Genomic DNA, 19,614 nt, shown 5'->3' with positions numbered 1-19,614 from the left:
GATTTTTGGGCATCATAGCGTTAAGCAAAACAAAGTTTCATTGGTGTACAAAATTTAGTGATATACAGCGAATATCTTCCTGATGGTAGCTAGCCGCCGACATAATAGATAAAACAAAGGAGGGATACCCCTCCTTTTATTCGATAAACGGTATTTTGCCCTATTCTGGTTTAGGTTTTTTCCGCATCATGGGCGTATCGCCAGCAGGCACATTGTTATAAAAGCTCTTATCGCGTTTCTTGGGCGCTTTCGGCTTCGCCTTTTGAGTTGGCTTTTTACGTTTCGCAGGCCCTTTCGACTGAGGTTTAGCCGACTTTTTCTCTTTGAAGCCTTTAAATTTACCCGTTAGGCCCTCAATCGCAGTGAAAGATAAGCTCAAACGCAAAAACGCTTCAATATTCTTAAAGCTTCGCCAGTCTTTCGGGCCAACCAATGAGTAAGCCAAACCTTGATGCCCAGCTCGCCCTGTACGCCCCACACGGTGAATATATTCTTCCGCATGCTTCGGTAAATCAAAGTTGATCACCATAGAAACGTTAAGCAAGTCCAGCCCCCGAGATGCTACATCCGTAGTGACCAACACATCATGAATGCCGCGCTCAAATTCATCCATAATGCGATTACGAGATGACTGGTTGAGCTCACCGCTCAAGGCAATAGCTTTATAGCCGGCTTGATTGAACCGCTCTGCGAGACGCTCAGTGTCTGCGCGCGTTGCGGTAAAGACCATCACCTGTTTGTGCGTATTGGCTTCCATTAAGTGATCCAATAGCGCATGCTTGTGATCAAGATGATCACTCAGTACAAAATGCTGTTCAATGTCACTATGTAGCGTATGCGTTTCTCCCGCCGCAATGCGTTTGGGGGACTTAAGCAACCCTGCAGCCATGTCTGTCACTTGCTGATGGTCCAGCGTCGCAGAAAACATGAGCGTTTGGCGTAAACGATGGTTGGCTTGCTCATTAATGGCATCTAATTGCGCCTTGAAGCCAAGATCAAGCATACGATCGGCTTCATCAAGGATCAGCATTTCCAATCCAGCTAACGACAAGTGATGCTGTTTAAGATGATCGGCAAGACGTCCAGGTGTGGCCACAACGAAAGTGGGTGATTGGCGGAAAACTTTCGCTTGTTCGTTAAAGTTTTCCCCCCCCAATACCAATGCGGCTTTATGGGGTGTACCACTGGTCAGCATACGCAATTGCCCATACACTTGCTTTGCCAATTCTCGTGTTGGCGCGAGCACCAAAACACGTGGGTCACGACGACTGAGAGCTTTAGTACGTAGCACGCGCTGCATCGCCGGCAATAAAAAAGCCAGCGTTTTCCCTGAGCCCGTTTTTGAGGAGGCCAACAGATCCTTCCCGGCCATAACAACAGGAATCGCCTGTCGCTGGATATCGGTTGGCTTTTCAAATCCACGGTGGGCAATGAGCGACAGTAAACGTCTATCTAATCCCAGATCGTCAAATTGCAAGGTATTACTCCAATGGTATTTCTATGACAAAGCGCGCATTAGCGCCATTTAAGGTCGCGAATGCTACCATACTTTACACCAAAACACTGCACTAAAAACGGGTACAACACGCGTTGAGGATAGGATGAAAGAGACGATTTACCACCAATGGAAACGCTTGTCGTTGGTAGAGGCACAAACCGTATTGCCTGATGGACGCAATCATCGGCATAATGTGATTCGTCATCCAGGCGCAGCGGTCATTTTACCCATACTCGGGGATGGTCGCCTTGTATTGCTCAATCAATTTCGACCCGCAGTTAATCAATGGTTGCTAGAAGCACCCGCCGGGACGTTAGAGGGTAATGAATGCTCGCTGGAAGGCGCAAAGCGTGAGCTTGAAGAGGAAACGGGCTACCAAGCCACTTCGTGGCACTCGTTGGGTTCTGCGCTCCCCGTGCCCGGATTTTGTGATGAAGTTCAGCACTTCTATCTGGCTTCTGGCCTCACCCAGACTGAAATGAATCTGGATGATGATGAATTTATCCAACTCCGTCTGATGACCGTGGCCGAGGCAAGAGCACGCATTGCGTCAGGAGAGATAAACGACAACAAGACCGTTGCCCTTATTGCACGTGCTGATTATCAAGGTTTACTGCCACAGCCTCAATCTTAGCTACCCACTCCGCATTGTTGTTAATGAAATGTTGACGCCGCAGTGTAGCAACGAGTAGCTTGAACAGGTATGACCAGATTAACAAGGAGTGTGTATGTTTTCTTCCCCTTTGGCTCGTGCTAATCAGCACCTTTCGCTGTTTGGGTTTCTCAAAGTTCCCATGATTGGTTGGTGTCGACCCAAAATTCTTGCCATTGACGATCAGCACGTACAAATGAGAATCCCATTAGGACGCCGGACTAAAAACCACCTAAACAGCATGTATTTTGGCGCGCTAGCGGTAGGTGCCGATGTGGCAGGTGGTTTTCTTGCCATGGCGATGGCCGAGCAACACGGGATTAAAATCAGTCTCGCTTTCAAAGCAGTCACGGCAGATTTTCATAAGCGCCCAGAAGACGATGTGATTTTTACCTGCCTCGATGGGCAAAAAATCCAAGCCATGATCCGCGATACCATCGAAACCGGTGAGCGTGTCAACCAGCCTGTCACCATTGTGGCGACCTGCCCCACGCTTCATGGCGATGAGCCCATGGCCACTTTCGAGTTAACCCTATCCCTCAAACAAATCAGCTAGTTTCTCTTTATTTATCGTAAAGCAGCCTTACCGTTTCGGTAAGCTGCTTTGCCATACCAACTCAACCTCTTACGCTCTCTTTTTGGCAATCAAACAGTTACATTTAGCGTCCTGTTGACTGTGACTGATCTAAAAAGTCTTACTCAGCATATTGACATTTAACTATCGCGCTTCTGATGCCCCTTAGCGACGTAATTCACCGAGTTATTAACTGTTTTTGTGGATAGTTCTGTAGTTATCCACAACCTCAACATTTGAGACACTGACATAAAAAAGCACCGCGGTTGCGGTGCTTCGTCGTATCAGGCATTACGGTGATAATGGATTTGATAAAAAATCCGGTACAGTACAGGCACCACAATCAGTGTTAGCACGGTCGCAAAACCCAACCCAAACATGATAGTCACTGCCATTGGGCGGAAAAATACATCCGGTAGCAACGGCAGCATCCCTAAAATGGTCGTCACTGCAGCCATACAGACCGGACGAACACGACTTACTGCCGCGTCCACTACCGCTTGGTAGCGCTGTTTGCCACTGGCAACTTCTATATTGATTTGGTCAATCAATACAATCCCATTTTTCAGCAGCATACCACTTAGGCTCAAGAAGCCGAGTAATGCCATAAAGCCAAACGGCGTATTCAGTAAGAGCAGACCCGTGGTCACCCCGACAACTGCAAGCGGCACGGTTAACCAAACAATTAACGACTCTTTCACCGAGTTAAATAGCAGTATGGTTACCAAGAACATAAAGAGGTAACCCAGAGGCATAATACTAAACAGCCCTTCTTTTGCTTCTGTGGATGACTCATGCTCACCGCCCCATTCAATACGGTAGCCTTCTGGAAGAGGAATCGACTCAATGTCACTGCGGACACGGGTTAATAACGTTGCCGCCGTGACGCCACCGAGCGGATCGGGATCAGCCATCACTGTTAGCATGCGTTTGCGATTTTTACGCATGATGATGGGGTCTTCCCAACGCAGGTCATAGTCAAGGATCACCTGTTGCAAAGGAATATAATCTTTCAGCACAGGACTCCAGATCTTCATCCCTTCGAGGGTATTAATATTGACGCGCTCCTCATCCGGCAAGCGGGCCACAATGGGCATCAGATTGGTGCCATCACGATACACGCCAATACGTTTGCCACTGAAGGTCATGGTCAAAAGGTCGTCCACGTCTTTTTTCGTAATCCCGTAGCGACGCGCTTGGCTCTCGTTAAACTCAGGTTCGAGCACTTTGGTGCGTTCGCGCCAGTCATGACGAATATTGACGGCGTCTGGATCTTGATGAAGACGCGCTTCTACCTGCTTAGCAATAGCTCGTAGTTCCGTCGGCTCAGGTCCGATAATCCGCGCTTCAATTTTTGACCCCGAAGCCGGCCCTAAAGTGATCGGTTTGAGCTTAAGTTGAACATTCGGATATTGCTGCTGAATATGTGCACGCACCAGTCCCATCGTGGGTTTTACATGGGCATACTCATCCACACGGACGATCAGCTCACCGTACGCGGCGTAAGTTTTCTCTGGTGAATAGGTCAACATAAAGCGCTGAGAGCCTTTCCCAGCACTGGTCGATACATAGCTCACGCCCTCTTGTTCACTCAACCAGCTTGAGACATCATCCAAAGTGCCCTGAGTCGCCCGAATATCTGTCCCTTCAGGCAGCCATAAATCCACCATGAACATCGGTGTGGTCGAATCAGGAAAGAAGGATTGTTTCAGATGGCTAAACCCGTAAATACTAGCTCCCAGCGCAATGACCATGACTAGTAGAGTCAGATAGGCATGATGCATACAAAACGATAAGAATCGTTTATAGATAACAAATAGCACGCCATTGTAGGGGTCCGATTGCTCATCACCCTCGGAGACGGTGGTTTCTTTGAAAAACATGCTGGCAAAAAAGGGCGTCAGCGTAATGGCCGTAAACCAGCTGAGCATCAAGGAGAGCAGCAGAACCGTAAACAAGGTGCCGCAATACTCACCGGTTGCATCTTCAGATAAGCCAATCGGCGCAAACGCTGTTACCGCAATCACGGTCGCCCCCAACAAGGGCCACTTAGTTTGAGTGACAATATCGTGCGCGGCCTGCATTCGCGTTCGGCCACGCTTTAAGCCGACTAATATACCTTCAACCACCACAATGGCGTTGTCTACCAGCATACCAAGCGCAATGACCAAGGCACCGAGTGAAACACGCTGTAAATTAATATCGAAGTAGCGCATAAACACGAATGTGCCCAGCACAGTTAGCAACAACACCAAGCCAATTAAAAGGCCCGAGCGTAGTCCCATAAAAAACAGCAACACGATGATAACGATCGCCACCGCTTGCCCGAGACTAGACACAAAACCGCTGACCGAGTTGTCGACTTCATCGGGCTGGTTATACACATGATGCACTTGAATACCAACCGGCTGATTATCATTGAGCTCCGCCAAACGTTTATCGACGTTCTGGCCAACTTCAACCACATTGACACCATCGGCAAAAGAAATACCAACTTGCAGTGCTTGCTTACCGTTATACGACAAGACTTGGCTAGGTACTTCTTGGTATCCCCGTTTTACATCCGCAACGTCGCGCAGATAAATCAGGCCTTGTGAACCCGCTTCGGTGAGGATCAAATTGCCCAACTCATCCACAGACGAGAACTCGCCGGTAGGATGAATACGAATATACTCATCCCCCACTCGCACAGCGCCCGCATTGCTCACTAAGTTTTGAGTTGCCAGCAGGTTAAATAAGGTATTAGGAGAGATACCCAAGCTGCTCAAGCGCTGAATCGACACTTCGATAAAGACTTGTTCCTGTTGCGCACCGGTCACTTGTACTTTGCCCACCCCTTGGACTAATTCAAGCTCACGACGCAAATAATCCACATAGTCTTTAAGCTCGCTGTAGCTATATCCGTCACCGGTTATCGCCAATAAAATCCCGTACACATCACCAAAGTCATCCATCACTTGCGGCGGGTTCACGCCGGGAGGGAGTTGTCCCCGAGCATCGTTCACTTTTCGGCGTAGCTCATCCCATATCTGGGGAAGGTCATCCGAACGATATTTGGGTTTCATTTTAACCGTGATCTGGGAAAGGCCACGACTGGAAATAGAGCGAACTTCATCGACATAGGTAAGCTGTTGAACCGCTTTTTCGAGCCGATAAGTGACCTCTTCTTCAACCTGCTGCGGCGTTGCACCAGGGTAGCTGGTGATGACCATTGCGTCTTTAATGGTAAAGGCCGGATCCTCTAAGCGCCCTAGCCCCAAAAAAGCGATGGTACCCCCGATCAAAAAGATCAGCGTAATCATCCAACTGATGACTTTATTTTGAATAAAATAGCCTGCCACGCCTTGCTTCATGATCTCTTTTCCTCTTTTGACGCGAGCTGTACGGTTTGTCCGTCGGCCAGTTGATTCGCGCCGTCAACAACAATGCGATCGCCCTGTTTCAATCCTTCAACCACTTCAATCCGGTGACCATGGATGCGCCCCATCTCAATCTGTTGCTTGTGCACGGTATTGTCTTTTGCATTCAAGAGCCACACATAACTGTGCTCGCGATCAAGCGGGTCACCATCTTGGTTAAACACCGCTTCTATCGGTATAGAGAGCCCAGTTCGGGTTAACTGCAAGCCTTGACGAGAAATACTGACTTGAACGGGCATACCATCGAGAATAAATTGTTGCTCTGGCATCGGCATCGTTAAGGTCACCACAAAGGCACCGCTTTGCGGATCCGGCTCGGCGGTATATTCGTCGATCGACGCCTTGAAGGTATTGCCTTGTTGGGTAATCACTTCGGGGACCAATCGCGTTTGCACCGATTGCGTATTTACACCGGCATTGCGACTAAACAAAATATCAGGGACTTGAATGCGAATGTCGGCACGTGTGGCATCGTGGATATTCATGATCGCTTGCCCCGGCGCAATGGTTTCAAATGGCTCCACGCTGACACGAGAGATAACGCCATTTTCCGGTGCTTTCAGCTCAACGTAGGATAAATGTAGCTTCGCCAGCGCCAACTCTGCTTGCGCAATTTCGCGCTGTGCTTTTAGCTCGTCAAATTGTGATTGAGCCAGCATACCCTGCTCGACCAAAGGTGCCGAGCGACGATATTGAGCATCCGCGACATCAAAGCGCGCACTGGCGTTCTCAACCGCTAAGCGATAGTCCGTTGGTTCAAGTCGCGCCAGCACATCGCCTTTCTTGACCAGATCACCCGCTTTTACGTTAATTTGCTGCACCTCGCCAGGCACCCGAAACGCTAACGTTGCCTTGTCTGCCGCAGCAGCTACCGCGGGGAAGGTAATGCGCTCATCTTGTTGCTGATGGTGTACCGTAAAGGTTGTCACAACTGGCGTTGCCACCTCGCGAGGAGTCGACTCAGGCTGGCACGCCGAGAGGAGCATCAAACAGCCTCCGATACCCAAGAGTTTTACGACTGATTTCATAGTCCACGCTCCTTCACCCAAGCTCGTACCCGATCGCCCTCTTGAAGCGCACCCGCGCCGGTCGCAACAATCACATCGCCATTTTCAAGGCCATCACTCACTTTGCCATCCTCCAAACGAATGGGCGTGAAAGACACAACACCTTGCGAATCAACTCGCCAAACACCAAGGTCTTCTCCTTTCGTGATCAGTGCTGAGTCAGGAATGGAGGTCTGTGCATCTGTCGGTATAGTGACACTCACCTTCGCTGCCATGCCCGGCAATACATTCACCGCTTGTGGTCGCATTAAGCTCACCGTAACCCGATAGGACGCTGTTTTCGTGTCCGCTTCTGTATCCATCTCCTTAAACTGGGCAGGAAAACGACGATCGCCATACGCATCAAACGTTACAAATGGCGTGAGCTGCTTGGCTTGTTGGCTAAAGTAATGAAAGTATCGTTCAGGTAACTGAAAGCTGACGTTAATGATATCTTTCGACTGAATGTGGAGGATAGGCTCTTGAGCTCGGGCAAACTCATTGACTTCTTTCATGCGCAAAGAGACAGTGCCGGAATAAGGCGCTTTTAGCTGCGTATAATTCACATTCGCCTGTGCTTGCTCTAAACCAGCAGCAGCCTCACTCAAGGCGGAGCGCGCTTCGTCAAAGCGCTGTTCGGATATGACTTTGTCATTGTGTAGACGATCTGCGCGATTGAACTGCACCTGAGCCAGTTGGTATTGCGCCTTAGCCTTGTCTAGCTGCAGACGATATTGCTGACCATCCAACTCCGCTAAGATATCGCCTTGATTAACATCCATACCTGCTTTCACCGGCATGCTCTCAATCACGCCTGACACGCGAAACGAAAGCAATGCTTTATCATCGGCTTCAACCTGAGCGGGAAATTGACGGGTGATCCCTTCATGACCGATAGCAACCGTCAACAGCTTAGCGGGTCGAGCTGGCGTTTCTGATGGTGCAGAGGTCGCCTTTTCACCACAGCCACTGAGTAGCAAAGTAGCGGCGCAAACCAACACAGCACTTTTTTTCATCTGCCTTTCCTCACAACAAAACCTAGTACTCGACTAAATAGTCAAGCACTAGGTGTTTGATTGGTCTTTAATTTTTAATCTAAGTTGACACTATGCCCATGCTAACGAGCGTGACAGGATGTATCAAGATGTTTCCGGTAGGCCAGAGACCTGCTCAACAATAGCTTGGGTATGTTCACGAATTGTCGGTAAGTACGTTTTGAGTGTTTCAGTGTCTTCCGACGATGACTTTTCAAGTTCTAAACAAATACCCGAGAGTGTTTTTGCACCAATCATCGCCGCCGCACCTTTCATTTTATGAGCGAGCTTCTTAACAGCAGCGACATCTTGCTCATCGAACGCCACTTCCATTTTCTCTAAGTCATTGGTCTGATTATTCACGTACTTATCAAGGATCATTTTCACTAGATCCATGCTATCGCCCACCTGTTCTTTGACATGAGCAATATCGACGGGAGGCTCATTGGATTCCATGGTTGCCGCTCCATTCACACGATGATCGGGGTCAGGATCTATACCTGTATTTATGTCTGTGTCTGTGTCTGTGTCTGTGTCTGTGTCTGTGTCTGTGTCAGAATCGCTAGTGTGCTCACCTTCCGTCAACGTCTTTTCATCTAAATCCGCTAAGTCCAGCCCATCATCGGTGTCATGCGGATCGTCATAATGAACTGCATCGTTGCTGGAATAGAGAATCAGCAACTCAATTAACTGATCTTTGCTGAAAGGTTTGGCTAAATGCCCATTCATGCCTGCGTCCAAGCAACGCTCTGCGTCCCCCGATAACGCATTGGCGGTCACGGCAATAATCGGTGTGTGCTTATCAAACTCACGAATACGGCGCGTTGCCTCAAAGCCATCCATTTCAGGCATTTGGCAATCCATTAAAATAATATCAAAAGGTGTTTTTTTATGCAGTTCAAGCGCTTCTTTGCCGTTCTCAGCCAATGTGCGTTTACAACCTAGCTTGGCGAGAATGATATCGATTAAGTCTTGGTTGACTAAGTGGTCCTCCGCGACCAGAACATTTAAATCAAAGCGAATATTGTCGTACTGCCCAACTACCGCAAGGTTGTCATCAAGCTCCGCCTCATTCGAAGTCAATACTCGATACAACTCGCTGTAATTAATTGGGCATGTCAGCGTTTGCATGCCTGTGTCATGATGGCCATCATGGCTAATGGCGACACTCTTGGCGACTTTACCCACTAAATGTTGGCAACTTTGCATCTTATCTTGATCAATCATCAAGGTTAACTGTTCGCTATCTCGCGTATCAACTTGCGTCCCCTCAGTAACACTGACAAACGCGACAGACAGGCGATCGAGGTATGCGGCTAATGTAGTGGTGAGTAAATTATCTTCTGAGACCAAACAAACGTGCTGCGCTTTTTCTTCTGCGCTCAGTTCATAACCATCAAACAGTGTATGTGGTGAGTCAGTGAAGGTGATAGGCACAGTAGACACAAACGTCGTACCTTTATTTTCTTCACTACGAATGGTGATATCACCATCCATCAATCGCAACAATTTACGACATACCGGTAAGCCCAAGCCTGTCCCTTGATAAGAGCGCGAATACGAGTTATCCACCTGAGTAAAGTTTTCAAAGATAGCCTCATGGCGATCTTCTGGGATCCCGATCCCCGTATCTTCCACTTCCATGACAAGATTCGTGACTTCGCCATCTTTCGCTTGATACAAGCGAACATAAATATGCCCTTGCTTAGTAAACTTCACCGCATTGCCGACTAAGTTGATAATCACTTGTTTATAGCGGACCGCATCGAGTTCAATATCACATGGCATACGAGGATCGATATAACAATGGAGTCGCAACTGTTTTTCTGCTGCTTTGGCAGTGAAGATGCTCAAGGATTCGTGAACAAGATCAGCCACATTGAGTACTTGTTTAGAGAGCGTCATTTTACCGGCCTCGATTTTGGTCAAATCGAGCACATCGTTGATGATGTTTAGTAGCGCGGTAGAGGAGTGTTGCAAGGTATCGACGAAATAGCGCTGCTGTTGCGTCAATGGCGTCTCAATTAATAAGTTCGACATCCCTACAATGCCATTCATCGGTGTGCGAATCTCATGGCTCATCATCGCCAAGAAATTGGTCTTTGATTCATTGGCGCGTTCCGCCTGCTCTTTCGCTCTCGCCATCTCTTTAGAGATCATATCGTTCAGGTTTTTCTGCTGAACAAAGTGAATCATTGAACTCAAACTCGATAAGATCGGATCGATCCAGCTTTGCAGCTCATCATCATAGGTGGTTGATTCATCGAATAAACAAACCACGCCAACGAGCTGGTTCGACATGTATAGTGGTAAGCCCAATACATTGATGATCATTTTCTGGTTGTTACCCGCGACACCCGCCATTTGTAGGCTGCGTTTACTTTGTTTGGTTTCAATAATTTCAATCAACAGATTGCGAACAAACTCATCACCTACATAACCGTTTTGAATCAACCGAGTTTGGGCAAGCACATGGTAGGGCAAGCCCGCTTGCTCTGGTTCATCATTGCCACCCACTTCAACAATGATGCCATGATTACTCTCGCCGATACGCAGCAAGATTTTAAGGACATCATGAAAACTTTTACTAAAATCCTCTCGAATCAGAAATTTATCTTGTAAGCTCTTCATGGCGGAGAATAACTCTGCCCCTTTAGAGACTTTTTGTTTATCGAGGTGTTGTTCGGTGATATCGCGAATAATAGCGACATTCAGCGCGCGTGGGTCTTCGTCTTTGATGGGAGTGGATTTCACCTGCACCACCCGCTCTCCACTCTCGGTTTCTATTTCATAAGAGCGGTTAGTCTTGCCATTTAAATCGTAGAGTGCCTGAGAAAAATAGGCGCGCGAATTGGGCTTAACACGAGACACAATGGCCGACAGTGTGATGGCTTCATCAGGGACAGATTCAAGCTCAAACAACCGTTTGGCCGATTCGTTGATGGTAATAATGGAATGCTTGTCACCCAGCACCAAGAGTGCATCGGTATAGCTATGAATAACGGTATCGAGGTAGGCGCGGCTTTGCTCTGCGCGGCTGATCTGCTTGGCATATTTCCAAATAAAGAAACCCACTAGCAAGTTCAGCAAAATAATTTGCGTCGTCGTACGTAATATCTCAGTGTTGAGCTCTTTATCGATGTACCTGCTATCGCGATAAATGATCAGATCGCCGACTTTTACCGAACGGCTGCGATCATCGTATTCAAGTGGAATTGTCAACTGACTCAGTTCAGAATCTGCACGCGTCCCTTTTGAATCTGTGACATAACGAAATTGCCCATTAGCATCAACAAGCTCTAATCGATGGACGTATCGCGATCCCATCTCACTATCAAGATCATTTTGGACATTTTCAAAATCATAATTCCACATCAATGTGGGCAGGCGCTGTTTGAGTCGCTGGCTAATGGACGTTAAGTCCTGATTCATATCGGATTCTAAGCGCGACTTCGCAACATGATAGTTATAATAGCCAAATCCACCCAGCAGCAGTGTTGCCAACACAATCAAAATAACAGCTAAGCGCATTCCCACTCGATTCATACTTATACCTGCATGGTTGCGGCTAATGTTTGCGTTTGCTCTCGCGCTTTCTCAAACGCCTTCAACACGACACGCTCTTTTAATGTGAGCTTTTCGCAGCTTTTCGACACCCAGTCCCAATTCGCATGTTCGATATTCTTGCATAATTCCAACAAAGCACCGTAATGGCCACTTTGTGACTGTAGGGCTTGCTTGGCTTCCTGACTAAGATCTAGATGACTCACCACATCTTCCATCGGACAACCCAACATGGCATCTAAAAAGGAAAAGGCACCAACGAGAAAACCTTCATCAGCATCCAGCCCTTTCAACATAGATGCAGCTTGTTGCATAAATATTGCGCGCAAAATAGCAGCATTTTGCAAATGCAAACACTCTTGATGATTCATGTTGGACATGATGAGGAGAGAAATTAAACGGCGTAATGCCTCTAAACCGAGGTAAACGACTGCTTGTTTAGGATTAGAAATGCTCTTTTTCTTTGACTTGGCCAACACATTGGCACTGGTGACTACCTTATAGAGCAAAGACACATCACGCGATATCACATCAGTGATTTCGTCAATGTCATAAGGACTTCGATTGATGATAATACAGGCATCCAGCAGGGTGATAACTGACGGTGCAACATCACTTTGGCGTCGAATTTTCGGTTGTTCGAAAAAATAGCCCTGAAAGAGGCTGTAACCTAACTGCTTTGCTAACGTAAACTCTTCTTGTTTCTCTACTTTTCGAATCAAAAATCGAATATCAGGATAATCAGATATCGTACCTACCCAGCGCATAGGATCATCACGATCCATATCGACGCTGACTAAATTAAACAAATTGATATACTCCAGCCACTGATTCGAGAAAGCTGAACTCGAGCCCAACAACATAAAACCGGCTTTTTTATACGCACGAAGTTTTTTAAGCAATAACGGTGTTGGTCGTGTTTTCTCACTAATGCAGATCACCAGACGTGACACCGGCATGGATAAAGGTAACTCGTCAAGTAGTGCTGCTTCGGAAAAACTCACCACGTAACGCAACTGGTCGTCTAATTCATTACCAGACAGGAAATTAGCACTCAGTATTCTTGATGTGGCAGTGTCTTCGTCAATTGATGGAAACTTGTTTTCTAGACCTTCACGAAAAAGCAGCTCACTTCCCCAGTGCTGCTGTCGGTCATCAAAAATTGGCTGACACGAAAAGAAGGTTTCACTCACGATGTTAACCCCGCAAATTAGATCCCTTTAATAAACGTAGACTAATCGCGCCAACCCTGATGATTTTTTCTGATTGAACTGAGTAAGTTAAGCGCTAATCGCATCTAACCGATAGCCACGCCGTGCTAGGGTATTTGCTTCGCCACCCACCCAAGCGCGCTGGTGGCCTTGCCCATCAACTTTGACCACGGCAGACAGTAGCGATCGCGCCCCAATATGCTCACCCTGCTCAAAAACAAATCGATTATGTGTGCCCTGATACTCAGTCAAGTACGCTGCTAAGGCGGCAGCAGCACTTCCAGTAGCCGCCTCTTCATCCACCCCGACCGCAGGTGCAAAGTTTCGACAACACGCAGTGATATCCGACTCGTGGGGAGACAAAGCAAACGCATGCACCCCAATGCAATCGTAAGCCTCCGTCAGCGCAATAACCGCCTCCCTGTCTTGTGACATCCGAGCCAGTGCATCGAGGGACGCAAGCGGCAAAATGATATTGGGTCCACCCGCGGAGACGACTTTGACAGGTAATCCCGTCGATAGGATATCTTTACTGTCTATGTGAAACGCATCGGCAATCACCTTTTCATTCGGTCCGTCACTGATAACTGGAATTGCCGTCTCAAAGTTAACTTTTCCCGAATCTAAGATGGACACTTGCAGGACGCCTGCCCCCGTTTCTTGCTCATAATCGCCAGCTTCAAGTTCACCCAACTGCCAAAGCGCAGAAAATGTTGCCACAGTGGCGTGACCACAAAACGCGACCTCATTAGTCGGAGTAAAGAACCGCAATCTGACATCAGCATGCTCGCTATGACAAATAAATGCCGTTTCAGGATAGCCGAAGTCTGTTGCAATGGCCTGCATTTGTGCATCATCCAGCACATCTGCATGCCTAACAACACCGGCGGGATTCCCACCCTGTCCTTGTGCAACGAATGCATTTAAGTGATAGAACTCAACAAATCTGTCCATCATTGCTTCCTCGCGATAGCCGCTGTGTGCGGGTTTCCATTTAAAGGCCTGCGTCGTTTAACACGACACCCTGCACGCCTTGTGTTCCTTCCATCCTATGCGCTTATACTAAAGTATGACAATAAAAACTTATTCCGTATGCCAAGACAGACGGTAAATAAATCAAACTATTAGTTGTGTCTGATTCAATATTGTTACCATTTTCGTGTAGGTCAACACATTAAACATGTATAAAATCGCTATGAAGGTGCTGTTCCGGTCTAATCTTTTATTAGAATAAAGAACTAGGTGGAGGATAAGCCGTGAAGCTGCAGTCAAAGTTATTGATTGGAACAACATCTTTAGTGATCACTTTTGTTGTGGTCAGTGCACTTACATTAGGCTTTCTCACCGTTAATGAATCCAAATCATTGCTTACTAACCGAATTGAAAGTCAACTCACAGCCAGCCGAAATCAAGTTGCACAACAGCTAGAAAGCTACTTCAGCATCATTCGTCGTCAAGTCGAATCAAACGCTAACAATTTGATGTATCGGCAAGCGATGCAAGATTTTAGCGTCGCATTTTCAACAACATTTCAAACACACTCCACTCCAGCATCTTCATCACTAGAGTCTTACTACAGCAACGAATTTGCCAGTCAGTATCGAAATCAAAACGCAGGCGAGAGCCCGCCATTAAACAGCATGCTTAGTGGTCTATCGCCACCGGCTCGCTACTTTCAAACACTGTATATTGGTGATAATCCATCCCCCCTTGGTAGCAAAGACAACTTGAATCGTTCTCCAAACGATACCGACTATGACAATGTGCACGCCAAGTATCACCCCATCATTCAAGCGTTTTTAAACCAGTTTGGCTTTTACGATATTTTCCTCGTTGAACCTGATAACGGTCACATCGTTTACTCGGTCTATAAAGAGCTGGATTTTGCGACATCACTCACCTCAGGCCCGTACAGTAATACGGGTATTGCCGAGGTGTATAAGCGAGTACTATCGTCGGGTGAAACCGTTTTAAGTGACTTTGCTTCTTACTTACCTTCGTATGATGCTGCGGCGGCTTTTATTGGCACCCCCATAACCCGAGATGACGGTTCAGTCAGCGGCGTACTTATTTTTCAAATGCCCATAGATGCACTAAACGCAATCACAACGCATAAACAAAACTGGAAGGAAACCGGTTTTGGGGAAAGTGGTGAAACCTATTTGGTAGGTAGTGATAACCTCATGCGCTCAGATGGTCGATTCTTAATAGACGATCCTAGCCACTATTTTGAACAACTCGCGCTATCTGGTGTGGCGAACGAGACCATCGACGAAATCCGTGCTCGTAATACGACCATCGGCTTGCAGCCGGTAAACACGCCAGGAACGCAAGCTGCACTTGCTGGAGACACTGGGTTTTCCCTCTTCGAGGACTATCGCGGTGTTCCAGTATTTTCCGCCTATCAGCCTTTGAATATTCAAGGGCTAAACTGGGTGCTTTTAAGCGAAATTGATGAAAGCGAAGCCATGCTGCTGGCGCAATCACTCAAAAACCAAACCTACTCAACATTATCCGTGATGCTGATCTTGGCATTACTCGCAAGTATCCTGGTTAGCTGGTTAATGGCTAAAGCGGTTACATCACCGCTACGCAAAATGGTCGGTACGGTGCACGATCTGTCGTCTGGGAGTGGTGATCTACGTTATCGGCTCGAGTCCTCAGGTTCGAATGAGCTCTCAACCCTGTCTGCCGGTTTTAACTATTTTATCGAGTATCTGGATAGCACCTTCTCCAACTTATTAAGCGCCATTGCTAGGTTAAAACCGATATCTGAAGATGTTCATGAAATCAATGACATACTAACTCGTCACGCGACCGACACACAATCGCAATCCGATGAAGTACGCAACAGTTTAACGTTATCACTCGAAACCAGTCATACCGTTGAAAGTGAACTAACCAACATCAAATCCGCCACAGAGCATGCCGCGACAGAAGTCAAAGATGGGCGGAAAGCCGTCAGCGATACGGTGACGGTGATGCGAGAGTTGGAAGGAGAAATTGACGATGTTTCCTCTGCGGTCGATGAACTAAAACAACACGCTGAAGATATTAAGAAGGTCGTTGATGTGATTAGCGATATCGCAGAGCAAACTAACCTCCTAGCCTTAAATGCATCTATCGAAGCGGCACGCGCTGGGGAAATGGGACGCGGTTTTGCGGTTGTTGCCGATGAAGTTCGAAACTTAGCTTCAAAAACAACACGCTCAACATCCGATGTAACGGAGATGGTCAACAATATTGTCGCCAGTACGCATCACCTGTCCTCGGCGATGGAAAAAGGACAAACATCGACACGTGCATGCGCCTTGAGTGTGACCGAAACAGAATCTAGCCTCGAAGATATTGCGCATGCAATGACTGCAATCGATGCACATGTAGCGCAAATTGACTCAGCGATTAATCAACAGGTAAACGTCCTCTCCGGCGTCAGCGATAACTTTACCGTAATGGATGATAGGTTTGAGTCAACGCGTCGCGCCATTGATATGTGTGCAGGTCTAAGCGGTGACATTAACAAAATGGAAGAAAAACTCCGACACATCGCCGGTAATTTCAAAGTAACCAATGCCGAGTTCTCGACCGCACGACGAACAAAAATGCGTTTTGATGAAAACCAATAAAATAACGTCTCGGTTTGATGTTAACTGAGATGCTCTGAGCAAGCTACGCGATTTCCAGAAAGATATGGTAGGCTTGCCAGTAAATTTGTTAATCCCGTATGAGATGTAAACTAATGGATCCTTTACAGCATATTGCCGATGACGCGCCCGAGCATGAGCCAGAGACTTTGCCATCACTCGACGAACAAAAAGCGATTGTGGCAAAGCTCAAAGCCCTTGAAGAGAAAGGTGAGCTCACCGATGACATCTTGGCGCAGTATTTTGCCGTTAAGCAAAAAGACGCAAGCGACGAAGAAGAGTAAGAACAACACGATAAAGTGACCGCGTCACTTTATCGTGTTCTATTTAGAGATATGCCAATGAAAAGCATTGGCGGCGCAAAATTGATACTTGCGTGACAGGGATAGATAGCAAGTGAGCGAAAAAGATACGCCCCGAGATCACTCTCGGGGCGTTTTGGGTTTATTCAGGGGCGATGCCGTCAGTTTTCGCCGCACAAATAAAATCATTTTTGTGCAAGCCTTTAATCTTATGCGACCACCAAGTCACGGTCACTTTACCCCACTCCAGCAAGATAGCCGGATGGTGGCCTTCTTGCTCAGCCAGCTCAGCCACTTGGTTGGCAAACGCCCACGCCAACTTGAAGTTGCGGAAGGTGAACTCACGTTCGAGCTGATCAATCCCATCTCGTGTTACTTTGCGCCACTGCGGAATGTCTTTAAGCAGCGCTGGCATTTCATCAGCGCTGACCAAAGGGGCATCAATATTACAGGCTTCACATTTCAACTCAGTTAGTTCAGACATGTTGCGTTTCCTTTTGCTGTTCTGTCTTTTTCGGTTTGGGCGGGAACAAAGGCGCATGAAGGCCCAGTTCCATGGCTTGATGCACATCAGCAATCAAATCACGTTGGCTGATGGCAAATAAATCGTCAATCGACTCAATGGTAAAGTAAATGGGTTGCATAATGTCAATCCGATATGGCGTGCGCATGACATCTATCACTTCTAAAGGCTTACGCACCGCTTTGTCGCTATTAAAGGCGTACTCGGTCTCCGCCGGTGAAGACAAGATCCCGCCGCCATAAATACTGCGATTGCCTTGCGAGTCACTGAGTAAACCAAATTCGACCGTAAACCAATATAAGCGTGCAAGATAGACGCGCTCTTTGGGCGTGGCCTTCTTACCCAGTTGACCATACATATGGGTAAATTCAGCGAACGCTGGGTGGGTCAGCATCGCACAGTGACCGAAGATCTCATGAAAATAATCCGGCTCTTGCAAGTAATCGAAATCGTCTTTGGTGCGCAAAAAGGTCGCCGCAGGGAATTTCTTGTCCGCCAGTAAAGCGAAGAACTGGTCGAAATCAATCAACGCAGGCACAGGGGCCACTTGCCAACCCGTTTCTCGCATTAACACAGCATTCACATCTGGGATCTGTGGCACCGTGTCATGCGGCAAGTCGAGCATTCGTAACCCGTCGAGATATTCCTGACACGCTTTGTCTTTGATACACGCAAGCTGCCGTGTGACTAACTGGCGCCATACATCGTTTTCTTGTGCCGACCAGGCTACACGACCCAGCTCATCAACTGGTTTGGATTCGTATTTACTCTGTTTCACGTTCACCGCCTTGTGTCGTTGTCTGGCGTAAAAATCGCGCGTAAACAGCGGCCCTTAGCCTTACGCAATGTCTCCGTTACTCACAGATTACGTCGACTTTGCTGATAAAATCATCTCCTCACCCCGGTTTTAATTTTACCTTTGCGTAACATTTATTTTACATTAAGCATCCAAAAGGCTATCGCTACGGGGAATGCCTCATCCTCGAGGGATCCGCGTGCTTGCATGGCTCGTAGTATTTAAGAAAGGCCTAACTGCAAGGACGAGTGATGAATTTACAACTGAGCGAACTGATAAATTACGACAACATTGACAAGATTCAGATCCGTGGCATTGATGGCATGTTATATCAAGCCATCGCCTTTTTACGTCACGGCGATACGGTGGAGCAGAAGCTAATTTATCAAGGCGATAAACCCTATTTATCTCGCAGCTTGCTGGCGGTAAAAGATGATTTTGAATGGGTTAATGCCGTGCAATACGTATTAGTCACTGACACGGCATACGATGAAATGATAGGGCTTGGCACGGAAAAGCCTTTGTCGACGCTAGAGCAGCCATTGCATTGGAAATAACGCTATAATGCCCCAACCTATGGGGCAATTTCTTCTCCGTCCCACGCAAACAGACGCCCAGTATGACGACTGTCGAGGCCATCCAAAACCGACAATAAGTAGCCAGCCGATTGAGCCGGGCTGAACAACTTACCGGGCTTAACGTTGGCTTGGAATGGCGCGGATAAACGACTGTCGACGGTCCCCGGATGCAGGCCAACCACGGTTAATGATTTATCTTGTCGGCCGAGCTCGATGCTCATGCATTTGATCAACATGTTCACCGCCGCTTTGCTTGCACGGTAGGCATACCAACCGCCCGCACGGTTATCACTGATACTGCCCACGCGCGCCGACAAGATTGCGAGCTTCGCCTCAGCGTTGCGTTTCAATTTGGCCGCAAGATGTTTGCTCAACAGCAGCGGCGCGACCGCATTCACATCAAAAAGCTGGTGCATGGCCTCACTGCTGCACGCCGCGAGTCGCTTTTCTGGACTCACCGCATCATCATGAAGCATTCCCGAGGCAATGATCAGCGCATCTAAACTGTTGTCGTCGATGTGCTCGACCGCCGCTTGTATTGATGCTTCATCGCGAATGTTCACCGCCACAGGCACCACCTTTTCACTTATCTCAGCAAGTCGCTCGGGGTGGCGCCCCAACGCAAAGACTTGCTGAATGGATGGCTTGTCGAGCAATGCGCGGCAAAAAGCTTCACCAATCGCGCCACCTGCACCGACAACCGCCACGCGCTGCATGGAATCACTGTTCATTCTCTTGGCTCCTCAAACAAAAAGAGATGCAAACTGCATCTC

15 protein-coding genes are annotated in these 19,614 nt (G+C 47.6%); 5 read left to right on the top strand and 10 right to left on the bottom strand.

From position 1 onward, the window contains the following. Positions 1–160: 160 nt before the first annotated feature. Positions 161–1,477 carry a DEAD/DEAH box helicase gene (locus BZJ17_RS11890; protein ID WP_077640860.1) on the bottom strand — a complete coding sequence of 439 codons (1,317 nt, stop codon included), beginning with the start codon at positions 1,475–1,477 and terminating at the stop codon, positions 161–163. Between the two features lie 124 nt (positions 1,478–1,601). On the opposite strand from BZJ17_RS11890, the gene BZJ17_RS11885 reads away from it, so the two are divergent. Further along, positions 1,602–2,132 (top strand): NUDIX hydrolase, encoded by a 531-nt coding sequence (locus BZJ17_RS11885; protein ID WP_077640859.1) that lies wholly within the window; start codon positions 1,602–1,604, stop codon positions 2,130–2,132. 94 nt (positions 2,133–2,226) lie between these two features. Continuing rightward, entirely contained in the window at positions 2,227–2,706 is a 480-nt protein-coding gene (locus BZJ17_RS11880; protein WP_077640858.1) for a DUF4442 domain-containing protein, read from the top strand. A 302-nt stretch (positions 2,707–3,008) separates the two neighbouring features. Here the strand turns inward: BZJ17_RS11880 and BZJ17_RS11875 are convergent, their stop codons facing one another. The 6 genes from BZJ17_RS11875 to BZJ17_RS11850 form a co-directional block, all read right to left on the bottom strand. Beyond that, on the bottom strand, positions 3,009–6,077 hold the full coding sequence (locus BZJ17_RS11875) for an efflux RND transporter permease subunit (protein ID WP_077640857.1): 3,069 nt from the start codon (positions 6,075–6,077) through the stop codon (positions 3,009–3,011). Further along, positions 6,074–7,171, bottom strand: coding sequence for an efflux RND transporter periplasmic adaptor subunit (locus BZJ17_RS11870; protein ID WP_077640856.1), 1,098 nt, complete (start codon positions 7,169–7,171; stop codon positions 6,074–6,076). The genes BZJ17_RS11875 and BZJ17_RS11870 overlap by 4 nt, the downstream gene beginning before the upstream one ends. Next, entirely contained in the window at positions 7,168–8,205 is a 1,038-nt protein-coding gene (locus BZJ17_RS11865; protein WP_077640855.1) for an efflux RND transporter periplasmic adaptor subunit, read from the bottom strand. The genes BZJ17_RS11870 and BZJ17_RS11865 overlap by 4 nt, the downstream gene beginning before the upstream one ends. A 123-nt stretch (positions 8,206–8,328) precedes the next feature. Next, complete coding sequence (locus BZJ17_RS11860) at positions 8,329–11,754, bottom strand: PAS domain-containing hybrid sensor histidine kinase/response regulator (RefSeq protein ID WP_241836799.1); 3,426 nt, start codon at positions 11,752–11,754, stop codon at positions 8,329–8,331. A gap of 17 nt (positions 11,755–11,771) precedes the next feature. Then, positions 11,772–12,980: an HDOD domain-containing protein gene (locus BZJ17_RS11855; RefSeq protein WP_077640853.1), complete on the bottom strand. Its 1,209-nt coding sequence runs from the start codon at positions 12,978–12,980 to the stop codon at positions 11,772–11,774. Positions 12,981–13,067: 87 nt separating this feature from the next. Continuing rightward, on the bottom strand, positions 13,068–13,955 hold the full coding sequence (locus tag BZJ17_RS11850; protein ID WP_241836798.1) for a PhzF family phenazine biosynthesis protein: 888 nt from the start codon (positions 13,953–13,955) through the stop codon (positions 13,068–13,070). A 299-nt stretch (positions 13,956–14,254) separates the two neighbouring features. On the opposite strand from BZJ17_RS11850, the gene BZJ17_RS11845 reads away from it, so the two are divergent. Together BZJ17_RS11845 and BZJ17_RS11840 are read left to right on the top strand one after the other, a co-directional pair. Further along, a complete protein-coding gene (locus BZJ17_RS11845) occupies positions 14,255–16,624 on the top strand; it encodes a methyl-accepting chemotaxis protein (protein WP_077640851.1) in 2,370 nt (789 codons plus the stop codon). A 113-nt stretch (positions 16,625–16,737) separates the two neighbouring features. Beyond that, positions 16,738–16,926: a restriction endonuclease subunit S gene (locus BZJ17_RS11840; protein ID WP_077640850.1), complete on the top strand. Its 189-nt coding sequence runs from the start codon at positions 16,738–16,740 to the stop codon at positions 16,924–16,926. Between the two features lie 160 nt (positions 16,927–17,086). Here the strand turns inward: BZJ17_RS11840 and BZJ17_RS11835 are convergent, their stop codons facing one another. Together BZJ17_RS11835 and phhA are read right to left on the bottom strand one after the other, a co-directional pair. Then, positions 17,087–17,428 carry a 4a-hydroxytetrahydrobiopterin dehydratase gene (locus BZJ17_RS11835; protein ID WP_077640849.1) on the bottom strand — a complete coding sequence of 114 codons (342 nt, stop codon included), beginning with the start codon at positions 17,426–17,428 and terminating at the stop codon, positions 17,087–17,089. Further along, complete coding sequence (gene phhA, locus BZJ17_RS11830) at positions 17,421–18,293, bottom strand: phenylalanine 4-monooxygenase (RefSeq protein WP_077640848.1); 873 nt, start codon at positions 18,291–18,293, stop codon at positions 17,421–17,423. The genes BZJ17_RS11835 and phhA overlap by 8 nt, the downstream gene beginning before the upstream one ends. Positions 18,294–18,514: 221 nt before the next feature. Between phhA and BZJ17_RS11825 the strand changes: the two genes are divergently transcribed. Then, entirely contained in the window at positions 18,515–18,820 is a 306-nt protein-coding gene (locus tag BZJ17_RS11825; RefSeq protein ID WP_077640847.1) for a DUF6482 family protein, read from the top strand. A 17-nt stretch (positions 18,821–18,837) separates the two neighbouring features. Here BZJ17_RS11825 and BZJ17_RS11820 read toward each other — a convergent pair whose 3' ends face one another. Beyond that, positions 18,838–19,572, bottom strand: a complete 735-nt coding sequence (locus BZJ17_RS11820; RefSeq protein WP_077640846.1) for an SDR family NAD(P)-dependent oxidoreductase — start codon at positions 19,570–19,572, stop codon at positions 18,838–18,840. Positions 19,573–19,614 lie beyond the last annotated feature (42 nt).

The sequence above is a fragment of the Salinivibrio sp. IB574 genome (assembly GCF_001996205.1).
Taxonomy (GTDB): Bacteria; Pseudomonadota; Gammaproteobacteria; order Enterobacterales; family Vibrionaceae; genus Salinivibrio; species Salinivibrio proteolyticus.
The sequence above is the reverse complement of the archived record's forward strand: the minus strand, read 5'-3'. Positions and strand labels throughout refer to the sequence as shown.